A 16,417-nucleotide genomic window follows, 5' to 3' on the forward strand; every position below is an offset into this window, starting at 1 on the left:
CGGGGACCACGGGCACGGCGGGGACGACGCCCGGCCAGGACGACGCCCCCGTGGGCGACGGTGCGCCGGACGGGACGGGTGCCCCGACGGGGGACACCGGCGTGCAGACCGCCGTCGGCGGCGCCACCGCGACGGGCGTGCGCCGCACCCTGCGCCTGCCGGTGCGCCGGGCGGTCGAGACCCGGCGCGGCCTGCTCACCCTGGCCGGGCTGCTCGTCGTCGCCCTCGTCGTCGGCGCCCTGTCGCTGTCGCGCCCGGACCCGGGGGCGCTCGCCGCCGCCGGCACCGGTCCCGACGTCGTCGTGCCGCGCACCACCGGGCTCACCGTCGAGGAGGCCCGGCGCCGCCTGGAGGAGGTCGGCCTGTCGGTCGGGGACTCCACGACCCTGCCCAGCGTCGAGGTCCCCCGGGGCGCGGTGCTGGGCACCGACCCCGCCGCCGGCACCGACGCCCCGGGCGGCACCGCCGTCGACCTCGTCATCTCCTCCGGCCCGGACAGCACCGCCGTGCCCGACCTCGTGGGGGAGGACTCCGCCGCGGCGCGCGACCGGCTCCGCGAGGCCGGCCTCACCCTCGGCGACGTGCTCGAGGTCCCGTCGACCTCGCCGCGCGGCACCGTCATCGAGTCCGACCCCGGGTTCGGCGAGGTGCTGGCCGAGGGCACGGTGGTCGACCTCGTCGTCGCCGACGGCACCAACCTCGTCCCGCCGGTGGTCGGGCTCGCCCAGGGCGAGGCGGTCGCGCAGGTCACCGGCGCCGGGTTCGAGGTCCAGGTGCAGGAGCGGCAGTCCGACGAGCAGGGCGGCCTCGTGCTCGAGGTGGCGCCCGAGGCCTCGACGGCGCAGCGGCTCGGCTCGACCGTCACGCTCACGGTCTCCGCGTCGGCCGACTCCGCCCCGGTGCGCATCACCCAGACCGCGTTCTCCACGACGACCGAGCGCCCGGCGCGCGAGACGGCCACGTCGACGGCCACCTCCACCGAGCGCTCCACGGCGACGGCCACCGCCACGACGACCGAGCGCAGCACGGCGACCACGACGAGCACGGCCACGGTGACGAGCACCGCGACGGTCACCGCGACGACGACGGTCACCGAGCCGGCCCCGCCGCCGCCCCCGCCGCCCGCGGACGACCTGCTCGTCCCCTGACCGGGGTCCGCGCCCTGGCGCGCCCGGGCGGGCGCCGCCCGTCGGGTCGCTAGTCTCGTCAGGGCCGGTGCCGCGCCAGCGTGCGCACCCGCCGTGCCCGCCGAGACCCAGCCAGAGCCCCCCCACCGAAGGAGCGCCCCTCGTGGCCACCATCGAAGCCATCGGAGCACGCGAGATCCTCGACTCCCGCGGCAACCCCACCGTCGAGGTCGAGGTCGAGCTCGACGACGGCACCCTGGAGCGTGCGGCGGTGCCCTCGGGCGCCAGCACCGGCGCCTTCGAGGCCGCCGAGCGCCGTGACGGCGACACGAGCCGCTACCTGGGCAAGGGCGTCCGCAACGCGGTCGACGCCGTGCTCGACGAGATCGGCCCGGAGCTCGTCGGCTACGACGCGGACGAGCAGCGCCTCGTCGACCAGGCGATGATCGACCTGGACGGCTCGCCGAACAAGGCCACCCTGGGCGCCAACGCGATCCTCGGCGTCTCGCTCGCCGTGGCCAAGGCCGCCGCCAGCTCCGCGGGCCTGCCGTTGTTCCGCTACGTCGGCGGCCCCAACGCCCACGTGCTGCCGGTCCCGATGATGAACATCCTCAACGGCGGCGCCCACGCGGACTCCGGCGTCGACATCCAGGAGTTCATGGTCGCCCCGATCTCGGCGCCGTCCTTCGCCGAGGCGCTGCGGATGGGCGCGGAGACCTACCACGCCCTCAAGTCGGTCCTCAAGAAGAAGGGCCTGTCGACCGGCCTGGGCGACGAGGGCGGGTTCGCCCCCAGCGTCGGCAGCAGCCGCGAGGCGCTCGACCTCATCGCCGAGGCCGTCTCGGCCGCCGGCTTCACCCTCGGCACCGACTTCGGCCTCGCGCTCGACGTCGCCGCCAGCGAGCTGCACTCCGACGGCTCGTACCGCTTCGAGGGCGAGCAGCGCACGTCGGCGCAGATGGTCGACTTCTACGCCGACCTCGTCACGTCCTACCCGATGGTCTCCATCGAGGACCCGCTGGACGAGGAGGACTGGGAGGGCTGGGCCTCGCTCGTCGAGCGCGTCGGCGACCAGGTGCAGATCGTCGGGGACGACCTGTTCGTCACCAACCCGACCCGGCTTCAGCGCGGCATCGACTCCAGGGCGGCCAACGCCCTGCTCGTCAAGGTCAACCAGATCGGCACCCTGACCGAGACGCTCGACGCCGTCGACCTCGCCCACCGCAACGGCTTCCGCTCCATGATGAGCCACCGCTCCGGCGAGACCGAGGACACGACGATCGCCGACCTCGCGGTGGCCACCAACTGCGGCCAGATCAAGACCGGTGCCCCGGCCCGCAGCGACCGCGTCGCCAAGTACAACCAGCTCCTGCGCATCGAGGAGCTGCTCGACGACGCCGCGGTGTACGCCGGCGCCGGCGCCTTCCCGCGCTACACCCAGGGCTGAGCGGGCCGGGGGCGCACCGGTGGCGAGGACGGGCACGACCGCGGCGGGCGGGGAGGGGGACCGGGACACCGGTCCCCGCTCCCGGCGCGTCCTGGTCCTGCTCGCCCTCGCCGTCGTGTGCGCCCTCGTCCTGGCCCCGCCGCTGCGGCTGTACCTGCAGCAGCAGCAGGACATCGGCGAGCTGCGCAGCGAGATCGCCCAGCGCGAGGCCGACGTCGCCGCGCTGCGCACCGAGGTCGGCCTCTGGCAGGAGGACACCTACGTCGCCGCCCAGGCCCGTGACCGGCTGAACTTCGTCATGCCCGGCGAGACGGGGTTCGTCGTGCCCGACCCGGAGCCCGTCCCCGGGGCCAGCGAGGCCGCGACGCCCGGCGCGCTCGGCGACGTCCGCCCCGACGCCCCGCCCGAGGGCACCTGGTACGACCGGCTCTGGTCCAGCGTCGAGGCCGTCGGCACGGGTACCGCGGACCCGGTCCTGGACGCGCCCGTCGTCGGCGGCGCCGGTGGCTGAGCCGCCCGCCCAGCACGGCGTGGAGCAGAGAGACCTGGACGCGGTGACCGCCCAGCTCGGGCGCCAGGTCCGGGGCGTCGTCGAGGTCGCCCACCGCTGCTCGTGCGGCGACCCCGACGTGGTGCGGACCCTGCCCCGGCTGCCCGACGGCACCCCGTTCCCCACGTCGTACTACCTGACCTGCCCGCGGGCCGCCTCGGCGGTCGGCACGCTGGAGTCCTCGGGCCTCATGCGCGAGATGTCCGAGCGGCTGGAGCAGGACGAGGACCTCGCCGCCGCCTACCGGGCCGCGCACGAGCACTACCTGGCCCGTCGCGCCGAGCTGGGCGAGGTGCCGGAGATCGCCGGCACGAGCGCCGGCGGGATGCCCGTGCGCGTCAAGTGCCTGCACGTCCTCGTCGCGCACGCCCTGGCCGCCGGTCCCGGCGTCAACCCGCTCGGCGACGAGACCCTGGGGTTGCTGGACGACTGGGGCGCCGCCGGCTCCTGCACCGCCGCCCCCTAGCGTCCCGTCACGACGGCACCCTGCGCCGGTCTAGCCGACGCCACGTGCCGTCGTGGCGGTGGGGTTCCGACGCAGGGTGCCGTTGCGACGCAGCCCGGGCGCGACGGGACCCGGGCGGGGACGGCGCGCCTGGCCTACCGCAGCCCGAGCGAGCGCAGCGCCGACCGGGCGCCGTGGACCCCGCTCATCCCGTGCACGCCCGGCCCCGGCGGGGTGGCCGACGAGCAGAGGAACACCCCCGGCAGCGGGGTCGAGTACGGGTCCCAGCGCGGGACCGGGCGGGCCAGCGTCTGACGCACCGTCGCCTCGCCCACCGCCACGTCGCCGCCCACGTGGATCGGGTTGTCGATCGACAGCCGCGCGGCCGTCCGCACGCTGCTGGCGACCACCGTGCCCGCGAACCCCGGGGCGTAGCGCTCGATGCGCCGGGTGATGGTCGCGGTCATGTCCCGGTCGGAGCCGGACGGGACGTGGCAGTACGACCACACCGGGTGCAGCCCGGCGGGCGCCCGCGACGGGTCGACGACCGAGGGCTGCACGAGCAGCGTGAACGGCTCGTCGGCGTGGCGGCCCGCGGCGACCTCGCGCTCGGCGGCGTCGACCTCGGCCCCGGGCCCGCCGAGGTGGACGGTGCCGGCACGGCGGGCGCGGGGGTCCGCCCACGGGACCGGCTCGCTGGTGACGAAGTGGACCGTGGTCGCGCCCGAGCCGTAGCGGTACCGGGCCAGCGCCCTGCGGTAGGACGCGGGCAGCCGGTCCCCGGCGAGCTGGTCGAGCTGGCGGGGCGACAGGTCGAGCAGGACGACCCGGGCGCTCGGCAGCTCGCGCAGGTCGCCCACCCACCGCCCGGTGCGGAGCGTGGCGCCTCTCGCCCGCAGGTCGGCGACCACGGCGTCGGCGATCCGCTGGCTGCCGCCCTCGACGACGGGCCAGCCGACCGCGTGCGCGAGGGTGTTGAGCAGCAGGCCGGCGCCGGCGGGACCGAGCCGGTCCAGGGGCTGCACGGCGTGCGCGGCGCTGCCCGCGAGCAGGGCACCGGCGGCCGGCCCGCGGAACTGCCGGGCAAGGGCGGGCACCCGCCGGAGCACCCGGGTGCCGAAGCGGGCGAGCGTGAGCAGGTCCGCCGGAGAGGTGGGCACCGCGCGCAGCGACGAGGTGAGCATGCCGCCCACGGCGTCGACCCCGTCGACGAGCGGACCCATGAGCCGGCGGTAGCGGGCGCCGTCACCTGCGGCCAGGTCCTCCAGGTCGTCGGCGGTGTCGGCGACCGAGCGCTGGAGCAGGGCGAACCGTCCGCCGTCCATGGCGTGGGCCAGGGGCACCTCCGGCTGCAGCAGCCGGACGCCGTGCGCGGCCAGGTCGAAGCCCTGACCGTCGGGCCCCCCGCCCGGGGCGAAGAACGGCGCGGACGCCGCGAGGGGGTGCGCGGCCGAGCACACGTCGTGCACGACGCCGGGGAGCGTGAGCTCCGCGCTGCGGGTCCCGCCGCCGAAGGTGTCCGCGCCCTCGAGCAGCTCGACGTCCAGGCCGGCGGCGGCCAGCGTCCAGGCGGCGGCCAGCCCGTTGGGCCCCGACCCGACGACGACCGCGTCACGCTCCACCGCCCCAGCGTCGCACCCGTGCCGGGTACCGGGCGGGCCGGGGCCACGACAGGATGGCGCCCATGCCTCGCGCCGCCGCCGTCGACTGCGGCACCAACTCCGTCCGCCTGCTCGTCACCGACCTGGACCCCGCGACCGGGGCCCAGGTGGACCTCGACCGCCAGATGCGCGTCGTCCGGCTCGGGGAGGGGGTCGACGCCACCGGGCGGCTGTCCGACGCCGCCCTGGCCCGCACCTTCGCCGCCGTCGAGGACTACGCCCGGACGGTGGCCGACCTGGGCGCGGAGCGGGTGCGGTTCGTCGCCACGAGCGCCAGCCGCGACGCCGAGAACGCCGCGGACTTCGTCGCGGGGGTGCGCGAGCGGCTCGGCGTGGAGCCCGAGGTCGTCGCGGGCGGCGAGGAGGCGGAGCTGTCGTTCCTCGGCGCCACCCGCGAGCTCGCCGGCGTCGTGCCCGGGCCGTACTGCGTCGTCGACATCGGCGGCGGCTCGACGGAGGTCGTCGTGGGCGACGTCGTCGACGGGGTGCCCACGGTGACGGCGTCCCGCTCCGTCGACGTCGGCTGCGTCCGGATGACCGAGCGGCACCTGCTCGCCGACCCGCCCACCGAGGCGCAGGTCGAGGCCGCCCGGGCCGCCGTCGAGGCCGCGCTGGACGAGGTGGAGCGCACGGTCGACCTCACCTCGGTGCGCACCCTCGTCGGTCTGGCCGGGTCGGTGACGACCGTCGCGGGGGAGGCGCTCGGGCTCGAGGCGTACGACAGCGCGCGCATCCACGGCAGCGTCCACACCGTCGAGGACCTGCTCGAGGCTGGCGAGCGGCTGCTCCGGGCGACCCGCGGGGAGCGCGCCGGCCGCGGGTTCATGCACCCCGGCCGGGTCGACGTCATCGGCGCGGGCGCGCTGGTCTGGCAGTGCGTGCTCCGGCGGGTCCGGCTGCGCGCGGGCGTGCAGGAGGCCCGGGTGTCCGAGCACGACATCCTCGACGGCATCGCGTGGAGCGCGGTCCGCTGAGCACCGGCACCGGTCCCTCCGCCGATCCGGGCGCTGGTGCGTCGGTCGGTCCGTCCGCCGGCAGCAACATCGGTCCGTCCGCCGGCACCACCACCGGTCAGCCCGCCGTCCCGGTCGCGGGCGCCCTCGCCGAGCTCGCCGAGCAGGTGTCCGGCTGCCGCGCCTGCCCGCGGCTGGTCGCCTGGCGCGAGGAGGTCGCCCGCACCCGCCGCGCGTCCTACGCGACCCAGGAGTACTGGGGCCGCCCGGTGCCCGGCTTCGGCGACCCGGAGGCCGAGCTCCTCGTGCTCGGGCTCGCGCCCGCCGCGCACGGGGCGAACCGGACCGGGCGGGTCTTCACCGGCGACCGGTCGGGCGACTTCCTGTTCGCCGCGATGCACCGGGTGGGCCTGGCCAACCAGGCGCACAGCGAGTCCGTCGACGACGGCCTGCGCCTGCACCGGACCTGGGTGAGCGCGTCGGTCCGCTGCGCCCCGCCCGCCAACCGTCCGACGCCGCAGGAGCGCGACACCTGCGCGCCGTGGCTGGACCGCGAGATCGACCTGCTCGCGCCCCTGCTGCGCAGCGTCGTCGTGCTCGGCGGCTTCGGCTGGGGTGTGGGGATGACGGCGCTGGCCCGGGCGGGCTGGGTCGTGCCCGCCCCCAAGCCGGTCTTCGGTCACGGCGCCGAGGTGGTGCTGCAGCCGCGGGGCCCCTCGCGCCGGCCGCTGCGCGTGCTGGGCAGCTACCACGTGAGCCAGCAGAACACCTTCACCGGCCGGCTCACCCCGGCCATGCTCGACGACGTCCTTCGGCGGGCCGTGGAGGACTGAGCGCGGGCCCCCTACCGTGACCCTGCGCGGGTCCCACCGCCCGCCCGGCCCCCGTAGCCCAACAGGCAGAGGCAGGCGCCTTAAAAGCGCACCAGTACGGGTTCGATCCCCGTCGGGGGCACGCGCGGGCGGGTGAGGGCGGGGCGTCGGCGGGTAGGCCCTTCCCGGCCCCGATAGCCTCTGACCTGGGGAACGCCCGGGCTGACCTGGGCGTTGTACCCGACGACAGGGGCCCCACGGGCCCGGTGGAGGAGAAGGAGACCATGCGCAGCAGCAACCCCGCCTTCGCGCGGAACGAGGCGTTCGCCCGGACCGGGCGTGCAGGCTTCGACATCACGACGCCGTCGGCCGACCAGCTGGACCAGCAGTACGGCCTGCCGTCGCCGGTCCGCGACCGCGCCATGACCCTCGAGGACGTCGTCACCCGGACGGGGATCCTCTTCGCCGTCCTGCTGGCGACCGCGGTCCCGCTGTTCTTCGGCATGACGACCGGCGCCCTGGCGTTCGGCACCGGCCTGCTGCTCACGTTCGCGGGCGCGATCGTCGGCCTGGTCCTGGCCCTGGTGGTCTCGTTCTCCAAGAGCGTCAAGCCCGGCCTCATGCTCGCCTACGCGGCCTTCGAGGGCCTGTTCGTCGGTGGCATCAGCGCGTTCTACACGCTCAACTGGGGCAACGGCCTGGTCCCCCAGGCGGTCCTCGGCACCCTGGTCGCCTTCGGCGCCATGCTCGTCGCGTACCGCACCGGCGTCCTGCGGGCCACCGCCCGGTTCCGCAAGATCCTCATGATCGCCGCGATCGGCTACCTGGCGATCGGGCTCATCAACCTCGTCGCGGTCCTCGTCTTCGGCACCGGCTCGGCGTTCTTCGACACCGGCCTGCTCGGCGTCGGGCTCTCCCTGGTCGGCGTGACCCTGGCCTCGCTGTTCCTGGTCCTGGACTTCGACTTCATCGAGCAGGGCATCCGCAACCGGCTGCCCCAGCAGTTCGCCTGGTCCGCCGCCTTCGGCCTCATGGTCACGCTGGTCTGGCTGTACCTGGAGATCCTGCGCCTGCTCGCCGTCCTGCGCGGCAACAACTGACCTGACGGCCTGACCGCCGCTCACAGCACCACAGCGAAGAGACACCGACGACCCGTGCTGCCCACCCCGCGCTCGACCTCCGAGGAGGTCGAGCAGGAGGCGGCACGGGTCGTCTCGCGTCTGGGCACCCTGTCGCCGACCAAGGTCCCCGCCAGCGTGGCTGCCGCCTCCGCCCAGCGCCTGGCCGACCTGGCCCGCGCCGCCGAGGGGCTGCCCCCGCTGCCCGTGCCCGACCTGCGTCCTCACGGCTGGGCGTCGCTGGTCCGGGTCCTCGTGGCCGACCTGCTCGCCGTCGGCGCCACCGAGGCGCAGCTGGCCGCCGCCCGCGACGAGCTCACCGCCCTGCGTCGCGCGCTGCCCTGATGTGCCCGCGCGCGGTCGATGATGACTGCGCGGACGTCGTCGCCGTCGTCCGGCCGGGCCTGCGCATCGATGATGACTTCGTGGACGTCCTCACCACCGCCGGCCGGGCCGGCGCTGTCGATGATGACTGCGCGGGTGGCTCCGCGCGCCGCAGCCGTCAGCTGAGGCGCTCGTAGACGACGGCCATCCCCTGGCCGCCGCCCACGCACATGGTCTCCAGGCCGTACTGGCCGTCGCGGACCCGCAGCGCGTTGAGCAGGGTCGTCGTGATCCGCGCGCCGGTCGCCCCGAACGGGTGGCCGTAGGCGATCGCGCCGCCGTGGACGTTGAGCCTGTCGTGGTCGATGCCCAGGTCGTCGGCGCTGGCCAGGACCTGCGAGGCGAAGGCCTCGTTGATCTCGACCAGGTCCATGTCGTCCATGGTCATGCCGGCCCGCGCGAGCGCCTGGCGCGACGCCTCGACCGGCCCGAGCCCCATGATCTCCGGGCTCAGCGCCGAGACGCCCGTGGACACCACGCGGGCCAGCGGGGTGAGCCCGTGCGCGGTGGCGAAGTCCGACGACACGACGACCAGCGCGGCGGCCCCGTCGTTGAGGGGGCAGCAGTTGCCCGCGGTCACGGTGCCGCCGTCGCGGAACACCGGCGCCAGCGTCTGCACCTTCTCCAGGGTGACGCCCGCGCGGGGCCCGTCGTCCCGCGTGACGACCGTGCCGGACGGCGTGGTGACGGGGGTGATCTCGGCGTCGACGAGCCCGGCGGCGATCGCGGCCTCGGCGCGGTTCTGCGAGGTCACGGCCCACTCGTCCTGCCGCTGGCGGGACACGCCCCGGCTCGTGGCGACGTTCTCGGCGGTCTGCCCCATGGCGATGTACATGTCCGGGAGCTCGCCGGTGTCCCGGGGGTCGTGCCACGGGCTGCCGAGCCGGGCGGTCTCGCTCGTCCGGCGCCGGGCGCCCTCGAACGTCTCGTTCATCGCGCTCTCGCCGAACAGGTCGGAGCCGCTGACGTTCCGGTAGCGCGAGACGCACTCCACCCCGGCGGACACGAAGGCGTGCCCCTCGCCGGCGCGGATGGCGTGGAAGGCCATCCGCGTGGTCTGCACGCTGGAGGCGCAGAACCGGTTGACCGTGGTCCCCGGCAGGCCGTCGTGGCCGAGCAGGACCGCGACGACGCGGGCGAGGTTGGTGCCCTGCTCGTGGCTGGGCTCGGCGCAGCCCAGCATGAGGTCGTCGAGGTCGCCCGCGTCCAGCCCGGGCACCTGCGCGAGGGCGGCGGCGACGACGGTCGCGGCCAGGTCGTCGGGGCGGACGTCGGTGAGCGAGCCCTTCCCGGCGCGGCCGATCGGCGAGCGGGTGGCGGCAACGACGACGGCGTCGGTCATGCGGGCGACCCTAACGCCGCGCGCACCCCGCCCCCGTGGTGGACCCCAGGAGGTCGAGGACGACCGGCACGACGTGCGCCATGGTGCGGCGGTAGCCGTCGGTCGACGGGTGGAACCGGTCCTCGCTGAACAGGAGGGCGCCCTCGGCGTGGAAGTCCGCGGCGGTGAGGCCGCGCAGGTCGACGGGGTGGCCGCCCGCGGCGAGGGTCGCGGCGGTCTGGGCGACGGCGAGCAGCCGCGACCAGCGCCCGCCGAGGGCGCGCAGCGGCTGCTGCACCGGCGTCAGCGTGCTGAGGTCCGGGACGGTGCCGACGACCACCAGGGCGCCGCGGTCGACCAGGCGCGCCACGGCGGCGCCGAGCTGGGCGGCCGCGACGCCTGCGGGCACCCGCTTCGTCACGTCGTTGCCGCCGACGATGACCAGCACGACGTCGGGGCGGACGCCGTCGGCCTCGAGCCGGTCGACGAACCCGCCGAGCTCCGCCGAGACCGCGCCGACGCGCACGGCGCTCACCAGGTCGACCGGCCGTCCCGTGCTCGCCGCCAGCCCGGTCGCCAGCAGGGCGCCCGGCGTGGCCGCGGGGTCGTCGGCGCCCAGCCCGGCGGCCGCGGAGTCCCCGAGCACCGCGGCGACGAGAGGACGGGGACCGTCCAGCGCGTCAGGACCGTCGAGCAGAACGGGGCCGTCGAGCGCGCCCGGACCGTCGGGGGTGCCGTGCCCGTCGTCCGAGGGGGTCAGGCCGGTCCGGCCGGTGGCGTCGTAGCGCCCGTCGACCGGGTGCGGCGCGCTCATCCGGCGCTCGATCCACCGGCGGGCCAGGCGGGCCTCGGCGACGAGCACGCCGACGCCGGTCATCCCGATCAGGGTGAGGCCGCCGCCGCCCAGGGCCACGCCGCGCACGGCGCGGCGCACGCGGGGCCGGGGGACGAGGTGGGAGCGCACCATGCCCGGGGTGATCGGCAGCCGGGGCACCCGGGGCGAGGGGAGCGACGGACCTCCACCCTCCTGCACCCCTCGAGGGTAGGCCCGCACGCGGTCGGGGACCGGGCACGGGGTCTGAGACGATTGGGCCGTGCGGTATGCCGAGTCGATCGTGGACCTCGTCGGTGGAACTCCCCTCGTCCGGCTCTCGCGGGTGACCCGCGGGCTCTGGCCGGGTGCGGAGGAGGGGCGCGGGCCGCTCGTCCTGGCCAAGGTCGAGTACATGAACCCCGGCGGCAGCGTGAAGGACCGCATCGCCCTGAAGATGGTCCTCGAGGCCGAGAAGAGCGGCGCCCTCAAGCCCGGCGGCACCATCGTCGAGCCCACGAGCGGCAACACCGGCGTCGGCCTCGCGCTCGTCGCCCAGCAGCGTGGCTACTCCTGCGTCTTCGTCTGCCCGGACAAGGTGAGCGAGGACAAGCGCAACGTCCTGCGCGCGTACGGCGCCGAGGTCGTGGTCTGCCCGACCGCCGTCGAGCCGTCGCACCCGGACAGCTACTACAACGTCTCCGACCGGCTCGCCCGCGAGCGGCCCGGCGGCTGGAAGCCCGACCAGTACTCCAACCCCGCGGGCCCGCAGTCGCACTACGAGACGACCGGTCCCGAGGTCTGGGAGGACACCGAGGGCCGTGTCACCCACTTCGTCGCGGGCGTCGGCACCGGCGGCACCATCACCGGCGTCGGGCGGTACCTCAAAGAGGTCTCCGCGGACCGCGAGGGCGGCCCGGTGCAGGTCGTCGGCGTCGACCCCGAGGGCAGCGTGTACTCCGGCGGGACCGGCCGGCCCTACCTCGTCGAGGGCGTCGGCGAGGACTTCTGGCCGAGCGCGTACGACCCCGAGGTCGCCGACGAGATCGTCCCGGTCAGCGACGGCGACTCCTTCCACCTCACCCGCCGGCTCGCCCGCGAGGAGGGCCTGCTCGTCGGCGGCTCCTGCGGCATGGCGGCGGTCGGCGCGCTCCGGGTCGCGCAGCGCCTGGCCGAGGAGGGCCGCGACGACGCCGTCGTCGTCGTCCTGCTGCCCGACGGCGGCCGCGGCTACCTGTCCAAGATCTTCGACGACCGGTGGATGGCCTCGTACGGCTTCCTGGCCCCGACCGGCGGGAGCACCGCGGCCGACGTGCTGCGGGCCAAGGCCGGCGACCTGCCCGCGCTGGTCCACACCCACCCCAACGAGACCATCCGCGACGCCATCGGCATCCTGCGCGAGTACGGCGTCTCGCAGATGCCCGTGGTCAAGGCCGAGCCGCCGGTCACCTCGGGCGAGGTCGCGGGCGCGGTGACCGAGGAGCACCTGCTCGAGCGGGTCTTCGCGGGCAAGGCGTCGCTGGCCGACCCGGTGGAGAAGCACATGGACTCCCCGCTCGCGCTCATCGGCGCGGGCGAGTCCGTCGAGGCGGTCCGCGAGGCGCTCACGCTGTCCGACGCGGTGCTCGTCGTCGAGGACGGCAAGCCCGTGGGCGTGCTCACCCGGCTCGACCTGCTCGGCTTCCTCGCGCAGTGACGGCGACGGGGGCGGACGGGCACGCGGCGGTCTCGGCCGGGGCGCTGCTGCTGCGCCCCCCGAGCCGGGGGGAGGCCTCCCGTCCGGGGGCCTCGCGCACCTCCGGGCTGCTCGGCGGGCGCCACCACGACCTGGTGGCCGGCACGAGCGCCCTGCAGGCCGACCTGCACAACCACACCGACTTGTCCGACGGGGCCGGCCACGCCGACGACGCGTTCGACTGCATGCGGGCGGCCGGCCTGGACGCCGCGGCCCTCACCGACCACGCCGGCTTCGTCGACGGGGACGCGCTGGAGCGGGTGCGCGAGGTCGTCCCGTGGGCCGGCATGCCGGTGAAGACCATCGAGGACGCCGACTTCGTCCGGGGCGGGCAGCTCGCCGACCTCGCCGACGACCCGGGCCGCTTCACCGCGGTGCGCGGGTTCGAGTGGACCACCCCGCACCTCGGTCACGTCAACGTGTGGTTCTCGCGCGGCTGGACGCCGGTGGACGACCGGCAGGGCGTGCAGGGCCTGCACGAGTGGCTCACCACCCCCGCGGCGGGGCCCGACGCGCTGTTCGGCCTCAACCACCCCGGCCGCGAGCCGCTGCGCTTCGACGGGTTCGCCCACGACCCGCGCCTCACCGACCGGCTCGTGAGCATGGAGGTCTTCAACCGCTCCGAGGACTACCTGTTCGAGGGGCACCGGCACGGTCTGGGCAGCCCGCTGCTGGAGTGCTTGGCGGCCGGCTGGCGTCCGGGCCTGCTCGGGGTGTCCGACGAGCACGGCCGTCGCTGGGGCTTCGAGCCCGGGCTGGGCCGCGGCGGGCTCTGGGTCACCGAGCACAGCCGAGCCGGCCTGCGCGAGGCACTGCAGGCCCGCCGGTTCTACGCCACCCGCGAGCCCGGCCTGCGCCTGGACGTCGTGGTGAGCACGCCCGGTGCCGAGGACGGCGGGCCGCCCGCCGCCGCCGCGCGGCTCGGCGGCACCCTGGCGGTCCCCGCAGGCGCGACCGGGCTCGAGGTGGACGTCGACGTCGACGCGGGCCCCGCGTCGACCGGGCGCGAGCTCGAGGTCCAGGTGCTGACGACCGGCCTCAGCGTGCCCACGGTGCTCGCGGTCGAGCGCGTCCGCTCCGGTACGCCGGCCACCGTCCGCGTCGGGCTGCAGGGCGGCTGGGACGCCGAGGAGGTGCCGTGGCTCGTGGTGCGCGTCGCCGACCCGGCCGCCCACAACCTGCAGCCGGGGCCCGACGGCCACCCCTGCAACAACCGGGCGATGGCCTACGCCAGCCCGGTGTACCTCCGGCCCGCCTGACGCCGCGTCGTCCGCCGGTCCCGGTCGGTGGTCCGGTCCGGGGATGGCCGGCGGGGGCGGACAGACTGCCGGGGTGACCGACCCGCTCGTCCAGGCCCCGCCCGCCCCGGTCCGCCCGTCGGGGAGCGCCGGTCCGGGCTGGACGCTGCTGCTGCTCGGCATCTCCATGTTCGTCGTCAACGCCGGCGTCTCCCGCCTCGTGCTGGACAGCGGCATCGGCGCGGTGCCGCTGGCCTCGGTGCGGATCGCGGGCACGGCGCTCGTGCTCGGTGCCGTGCTCGTCCTCACCGGCCGCGCCCGGACGCTGCGGGTGACGTGGCGGGAGCTGCCGCTGCTCGTCGTCTACGGCCTCGCCGGGGTCGGCCTGGTGCAGGTGAGCTACTTCGTGGCCATCGAGCGGATGCCGATCGGGCTCGCGCTCCTGCTGGAGTACCTGGCGCCGCTGCTCGTCGCCCTGGTCGCCCGGTTCGTCCTGCGCGAGCGGGTGAGCGGCCTGCTGTGGCCCGCGCTCGCCCTCACCCTGGGCGGGCTGGCGCTCGCGCTGCAGCTGACCGGCGGCGGCGACGGCCTGGACCCGGTCGGCGTAGGTGCGGCCCTGGTCGCGGCGGCGTCCTTCGCGGCGTACTTCCTGCTCGGCGAGCGCATCGTCCGCCACCGGGACCCGCTGTCGACGACGTTCTGGGGCTTCGCGGTGCCGGCCGTGCTCGCCACGGTGCTGTCGCTGTGGTGGGGGACGGTCGCCCGCGCCTCGCGCGAGACCGTCCGGCTGCCCGACGCGCTCGGCGGCGCCGAGGTCGGGCTGCTGCTGCTCGTCGCGTGGGTCGTCCTGCTGGGCACGCTCGGCCCGTTCGCCGCGGAGACGGCGGCGCTGCGCTGGATCCCCGCGACCACGGTGACCGTCGTGGCGACGCTCGAGCCCGTGGGGGCGGCGGTGCTCGCGTGGTGGTGGTTCGGGGAGTCGCTCACGCCGCTGCAGGTCGTCGGCTTCGCCCTGGTGCTGGGCGGGGTGACCCTGGCGCTGTACGCCCGGGGCCGCGCGCCGGCGCTGCCGCCTGCGGCGGGCTGAGGCCGGCCCCCGGTGCACGACGGAGCCGCCCCGACCGAGGTCGGGACGGCTCCGGCTGGTGCGCGGTGCGGTGCGTCAGGCGGTGGGCAGCGTGGCCCGCGCGGCGGTCTGGCCGTGCGCGGCGAGGTCGTAGCCGACCTGGCAGAACCCGTGGTTGCAGTAGCCGCCGGGGTTCTTGGCGAGGTACTGCTGGTGGTAGCTCTCGGCGTAGTAGAACGGGCCGGCGGCGGCCGCGGACCGGATCTCGGTGGAGATCTGGCCGTAGCCCTGGTCGGTCAGCGCCCGCTGGTAGCGCTCGCGGGAGCTGCGCGCGGCCTCGAGCTGCGCGTCGGTCGTCGTGTAGACGGCCGAGCGGTACTGGGTGCCGACGTCGTTGCCCTGCCGGTTCGGCGTCGTCGGGTCGTGGTTCTCCCAGAACTCCTTGAACAGCCGGTCCAGGCTGACCACGGCGGGGTCGTAGACGACGAGCGCGGCCTCGGCGTGGCCGGTGCGCGCGGTGCAGGTCTCCTCGTACGTCGGGTTGGGCGTGTGGCCGCCCATGTAGCCGACCGCGGTGGTGTGCACCCCGTCCAGGCGCCAGAAGATCCGCTCGGCCCCCCAGAAGCAGCCCATCGCGACGTACAGGACCTCGTGGCCCTCGGGCCAGGGGCCGACGAGCGGGGTGCCCTTGACGGTGTGGCGCGCGGGCACGCTCACCGGGGTGTCTCGACCGGGCAGCGCCTCCTCGGCGGTGACCAGGGTGGTGGGGCGGGATCCGAACAGCATGCGTCCTCCTCGTGGGTCACCGTCGACAACCTGCGCCCACCCGGGGTCTGTTCCCGGCGCTGTGGTGGGATGGACCGATGGGGGGCGGGACCGGTCGGGCGGCCGGCCGAGCACCGGTGCGACCGCGTGCCTGGCTCCCGCTCGCCCTGGCCGCGGCGGGCTGCCTGGCGGCGGTGCTGCTCGCCGGAGCGCTAGGCCCGGTGACCTTCTCCGCCGGCAGCCCCCTGGACCGGTTCCGCCTGCAGACCCAGCCGCTCGACCAGCGGGATCCGGTCGAGGAGGCGGTGGTCGACATCGCGCCGCCCCCGGCCCAGGACGCGAGCATCCCGGCCGAGGTCGTCCTGTCGCTGGCGGCGGTCGTCGTGGCCTCCGCGCTGCTGGCCCGCTCGCTGCTCCGCGCCCGCGGGGACGCCGGTGCCGAGGACGACCCCGACGACGGGTCCCCGGTGGACGGCCTGCCTGCCGTACGGCCGGGGGCGCTCGGTGCGGTGGCGGCGGCCGCCCGGGACGGCCTGGCCGACCTGGACGGGGGCGGCGACGCCACCGCGGCCGTGCTCGCCTGCTGGGTCGGGCTCGAGGACGCCGCGGCACGGCTGGGCCGCGGGCGCACCCCGACCGACACCCCGACCGACGTCGCCCGCCGGCTGCTCGCGGCCGCGCCCGGCCTCGACCCGGTCCTGCTCGACGACCTGCGGCGGACCTACTCCCGGGCCCGCCACGGCGGCCCCGCCGGCCCGGACGACGTCCGTCGTGCCCGGGCGGCGCTGGAGGACCTGCTCGCGGTGCTCTCCGCGGCCGGCCCGGATCGTCAGGTCCCGGGGCGTGCGCCGTCGGGGCGCGGGCAGGGGGCGGGGTCGTGACAGGCGGCGACCCGGACCGTCCGCGCAGCGTGCTGCACGCCCTGCGCCCGGACCGGACCCGGGCCGTCGGCGCCGTGGTCGGCGGGCTGCTCGCCCTCGGCGG

Annotated in this window: 16 protein-coding genes and 1 tRNA gene; 13 read left to right on the forward strand and 4 right to left on the reverse strand. The window is 76.3% G+C overall.

The genetic code is table 11. From position 1 onward, the window contains the following. The 4 genes from WCS02_RS08865 to WCS02_RS08880 form a co-directional block, all read left to right on the forward strand. Positions 1 to 1,148 (forward strand): PASTA domain-containing protein (locus WCS02_RS08865; RefSeq protein ID WP_340292136.1); only part of this gene is annotated, 1,148 nt, incomplete at its 5' end. A gap of 142 nt (positions 1,149 to 1,290) precedes the next feature. Next, entirely contained in the window at positions 1,291 to 2,574 is a 1,284-nt protein-coding gene (gene eno, locus WCS02_RS08870; protein ID WP_340292138.1) for a phosphopyruvate hydratase, read from the forward strand. A gap of 19 nt (positions 2,575 to 2,593) precedes the next feature. Continuing rightward, positions 2,594 to 3,085 carry an FtsB family cell division protein gene (locus WCS02_RS08875; protein ID WP_340292140.1) on the forward strand — a complete coding sequence of 164 codons (492 nt, stop codon included), beginning with the start codon at positions 2,594 to 2,596 and terminating at the stop codon, positions 3,083 to 3,085. After that, positions 3,078 to 3,590, forward strand: a complete 513-nt coding sequence (locus WCS02_RS08880) for a DUF501 domain-containing protein (RefSeq protein WP_340292142.1) — start codon at positions 3,078 to 3,080, stop codon at positions 3,588 to 3,590. Before WCS02_RS08875 ends, WCS02_RS08880 begins: the two co-directional genes overlap by 8 nt. 134 nt (positions 3,591 to 3,724) lie before the next feature. On the opposite strand, the gene WCS02_RS08885 is transcribed toward WCS02_RS08880, so the two are convergent. Next, positions 3,725 to 5,191: a phytoene desaturase family protein gene (locus WCS02_RS08885; RefSeq protein ID WP_340292144.1), complete on the reverse strand. Its 1,467-nt coding sequence runs from the start codon at positions 5,189 to 5,191 to the stop codon at positions 3,725 to 3,727. A 62-nt stretch (positions 5,192 to 5,253) separates the two neighbouring features. On the opposite strand from WCS02_RS08885, the gene WCS02_RS08890 reads away from it, so the two are divergent. The 5 genes from WCS02_RS08890 (at position 5,254) to WCS02_RS08910 (ending at position 8,458) form a co-directional block, all read left to right on the forward strand. After that, the gene (locus WCS02_RS08890; protein WP_340292146.1) at positions 5,254 to 6,204 is read left to right on the forward strand and encodes a Ppx/GppA phosphatase family protein; all 951 of its coding nucleotides are present in this window, start codon (positions 5,254 to 5,256) and stop codon (positions 6,202 to 6,204) included. Next, on the forward strand, positions 6,186 to 7,016 hold the full coding sequence (locus WCS02_RS08895) for a uracil-DNA glycosylase (RefSeq protein WP_376983629.1): 831 nt from the start codon (positions 6,186 to 6,188) through the stop codon (positions 7,014 to 7,016). The genes WCS02_RS08890 and WCS02_RS08895 overlap by 19 nt, the downstream gene beginning before the upstream one ends. A gap of 47 nt (positions 7,017 to 7,063) precedes the next feature. After that, positions 7,064 to 7,137 (forward strand) — tRNA-Leu (locus tag WCS02_RS08900). Between the two features lie 142 nt (positions 7,138 to 7,279). Beyond that, on the forward strand, positions 7,280 to 8,095 hold the full coding sequence (locus WCS02_RS08905; protein ID WP_340292148.1) for a Bax inhibitor-1/YccA family protein: 816 nt from the start codon (positions 7,280 to 7,282) through the stop codon (positions 8,093 to 8,095). A 54-nt stretch (positions 8,096 to 8,149) separates the two neighbouring features. Beyond that, positions 8,150 to 8,458 (forward strand): hypothetical protein, encoded by a 309-nt coding sequence (locus WCS02_RS08910; RefSeq protein WP_340292150.1) that lies wholly within the window; start codon positions 8,150 to 8,152, stop codon positions 8,456 to 8,458. Between the two features lie 157 nt (positions 8,459 to 8,615). Here WCS02_RS08910 and WCS02_RS08915 read toward each other — a convergent pair whose 3' ends face one another. Then, positions 8,616 to 9,839, reverse strand: coding sequence for an acetyl-CoA C-acetyltransferase (locus WCS02_RS08915; RefSeq protein WP_340292153.1), 1,224 nt, complete (start codon positions 9,837 to 9,839; stop codon positions 8,616 to 8,618). Between the two features lie 10 nt (positions 9,840 to 9,849). Next, positions 9,850 to 10,851 (reverse strand): SGNH/GDSL hydrolase family protein, encoded by a 1,002-nt coding sequence (locus WCS02_RS08920; protein WP_340292155.1) that lies wholly within the window; start codon positions 10,849 to 10,851, stop codon positions 9,850 to 9,852. Positions 10,852 to 10,912: 61 nt separating this feature from the next. On the opposite strand from WCS02_RS08920, the gene WCS02_RS08925 reads away from it, so the two are divergent. From WCS02_RS08925 to WCS02_RS08935, 3 genes are all read left to right on the forward strand, one after another. Then, entirely contained in the window at positions 10,913 to 12,325 is a 1,413-nt protein-coding gene (locus WCS02_RS08925) for a cystathionine beta-synthase (protein ID WP_340292157.1), read from the forward strand. Next, positions 12,322 to 13,623 carry a CehA/McbA family metallohydrolase gene (locus WCS02_RS08930; RefSeq protein ID WP_340292159.1) on the forward strand — a complete coding sequence of 434 codons (1,302 nt, stop codon included), beginning with the start codon at positions 12,322 to 12,324 and terminating at the stop codon, positions 13,621 to 13,623. The genes WCS02_RS08925 and WCS02_RS08930 overlap by 4 nt, the downstream gene beginning before the upstream one ends. Before the next feature lie 73 nt (positions 13,624 to 13,696). Then, on the forward strand, positions 13,697 to 14,689 hold the full coding sequence (locus WCS02_RS08935) for an EamA family transporter (RefSeq protein WP_340292161.1): 993 nt from the start codon (positions 13,697 to 13,699) through the stop codon (positions 14,687 to 14,689). 75 nt (positions 14,690 to 14,764) lie between these two features. Here the strand turns inward: WCS02_RS08935 and msrA are convergent, their stop codons facing one another. Then, positions 14,765 to 15,454: a peptide-methionine (S)-S-oxide reductase MsrA gene (gene msrA, locus WCS02_RS08940; protein ID WP_340292163.1), complete on the reverse strand. Its 690-nt coding sequence runs from the start codon at positions 15,452 to 15,454 to the stop codon at positions 14,765 to 14,767. A gap of 116 nt (positions 15,455 to 15,570) precedes the next feature. Here msrA and WCS02_RS08945 point away from each other — a divergent pair, with 116 nt between their 5' ends. Beyond that, positions 15,571 to 16,314, forward strand: coding sequence for a DUF4129 domain-containing protein (locus WCS02_RS08945; RefSeq protein ID WP_340292165.1), 744 nt, complete (start codon positions 15,571 to 15,573; stop codon positions 16,312 to 16,314). The last annotated feature ends 103 nt before the right edge of the window (positions 16,315 to 16,417 follow it).

The organism is Aquipuribacter hungaricus (genome assembly GCF_037860755.1).
Classification (GTDB): Bacteria; Actinomycetota; Actinomycetes; order Actinomycetales; family JBBAYJ01; genus Aquipuribacter; species Aquipuribacter hungaricus.

Coding starts and splice junctions, on each gene's coding strand:
- WCS02_RS08915 (WP_340292153.1), bottom strand. CDS start 9,839: ATGACCGACGCCGTCGTCGTTGCCGCCACCCGCTCGCCGATCGGCCGC.
- WCS02_RS08905 (WP_340292148.1), top strand. CDS start 7,280: ATGCGCAGCAGCAACCCCGCCTTCGCGCGGAACGAGGCGTTCGCCCGG.
- WCS02_RS08890 (WP_340292146.1), top strand. CDS start 5,254: ATGCCTCGCGCCGCCGCCGTCGACTGCGGCACCAACTCCGTCCGCCTG.
- msrA (WP_340292163.1), bottom strand. CDS start 15,454: ATGCTGTTCGGATCCCGCCCCACCACCCTGGTCACCGCCGAGGAGGCG.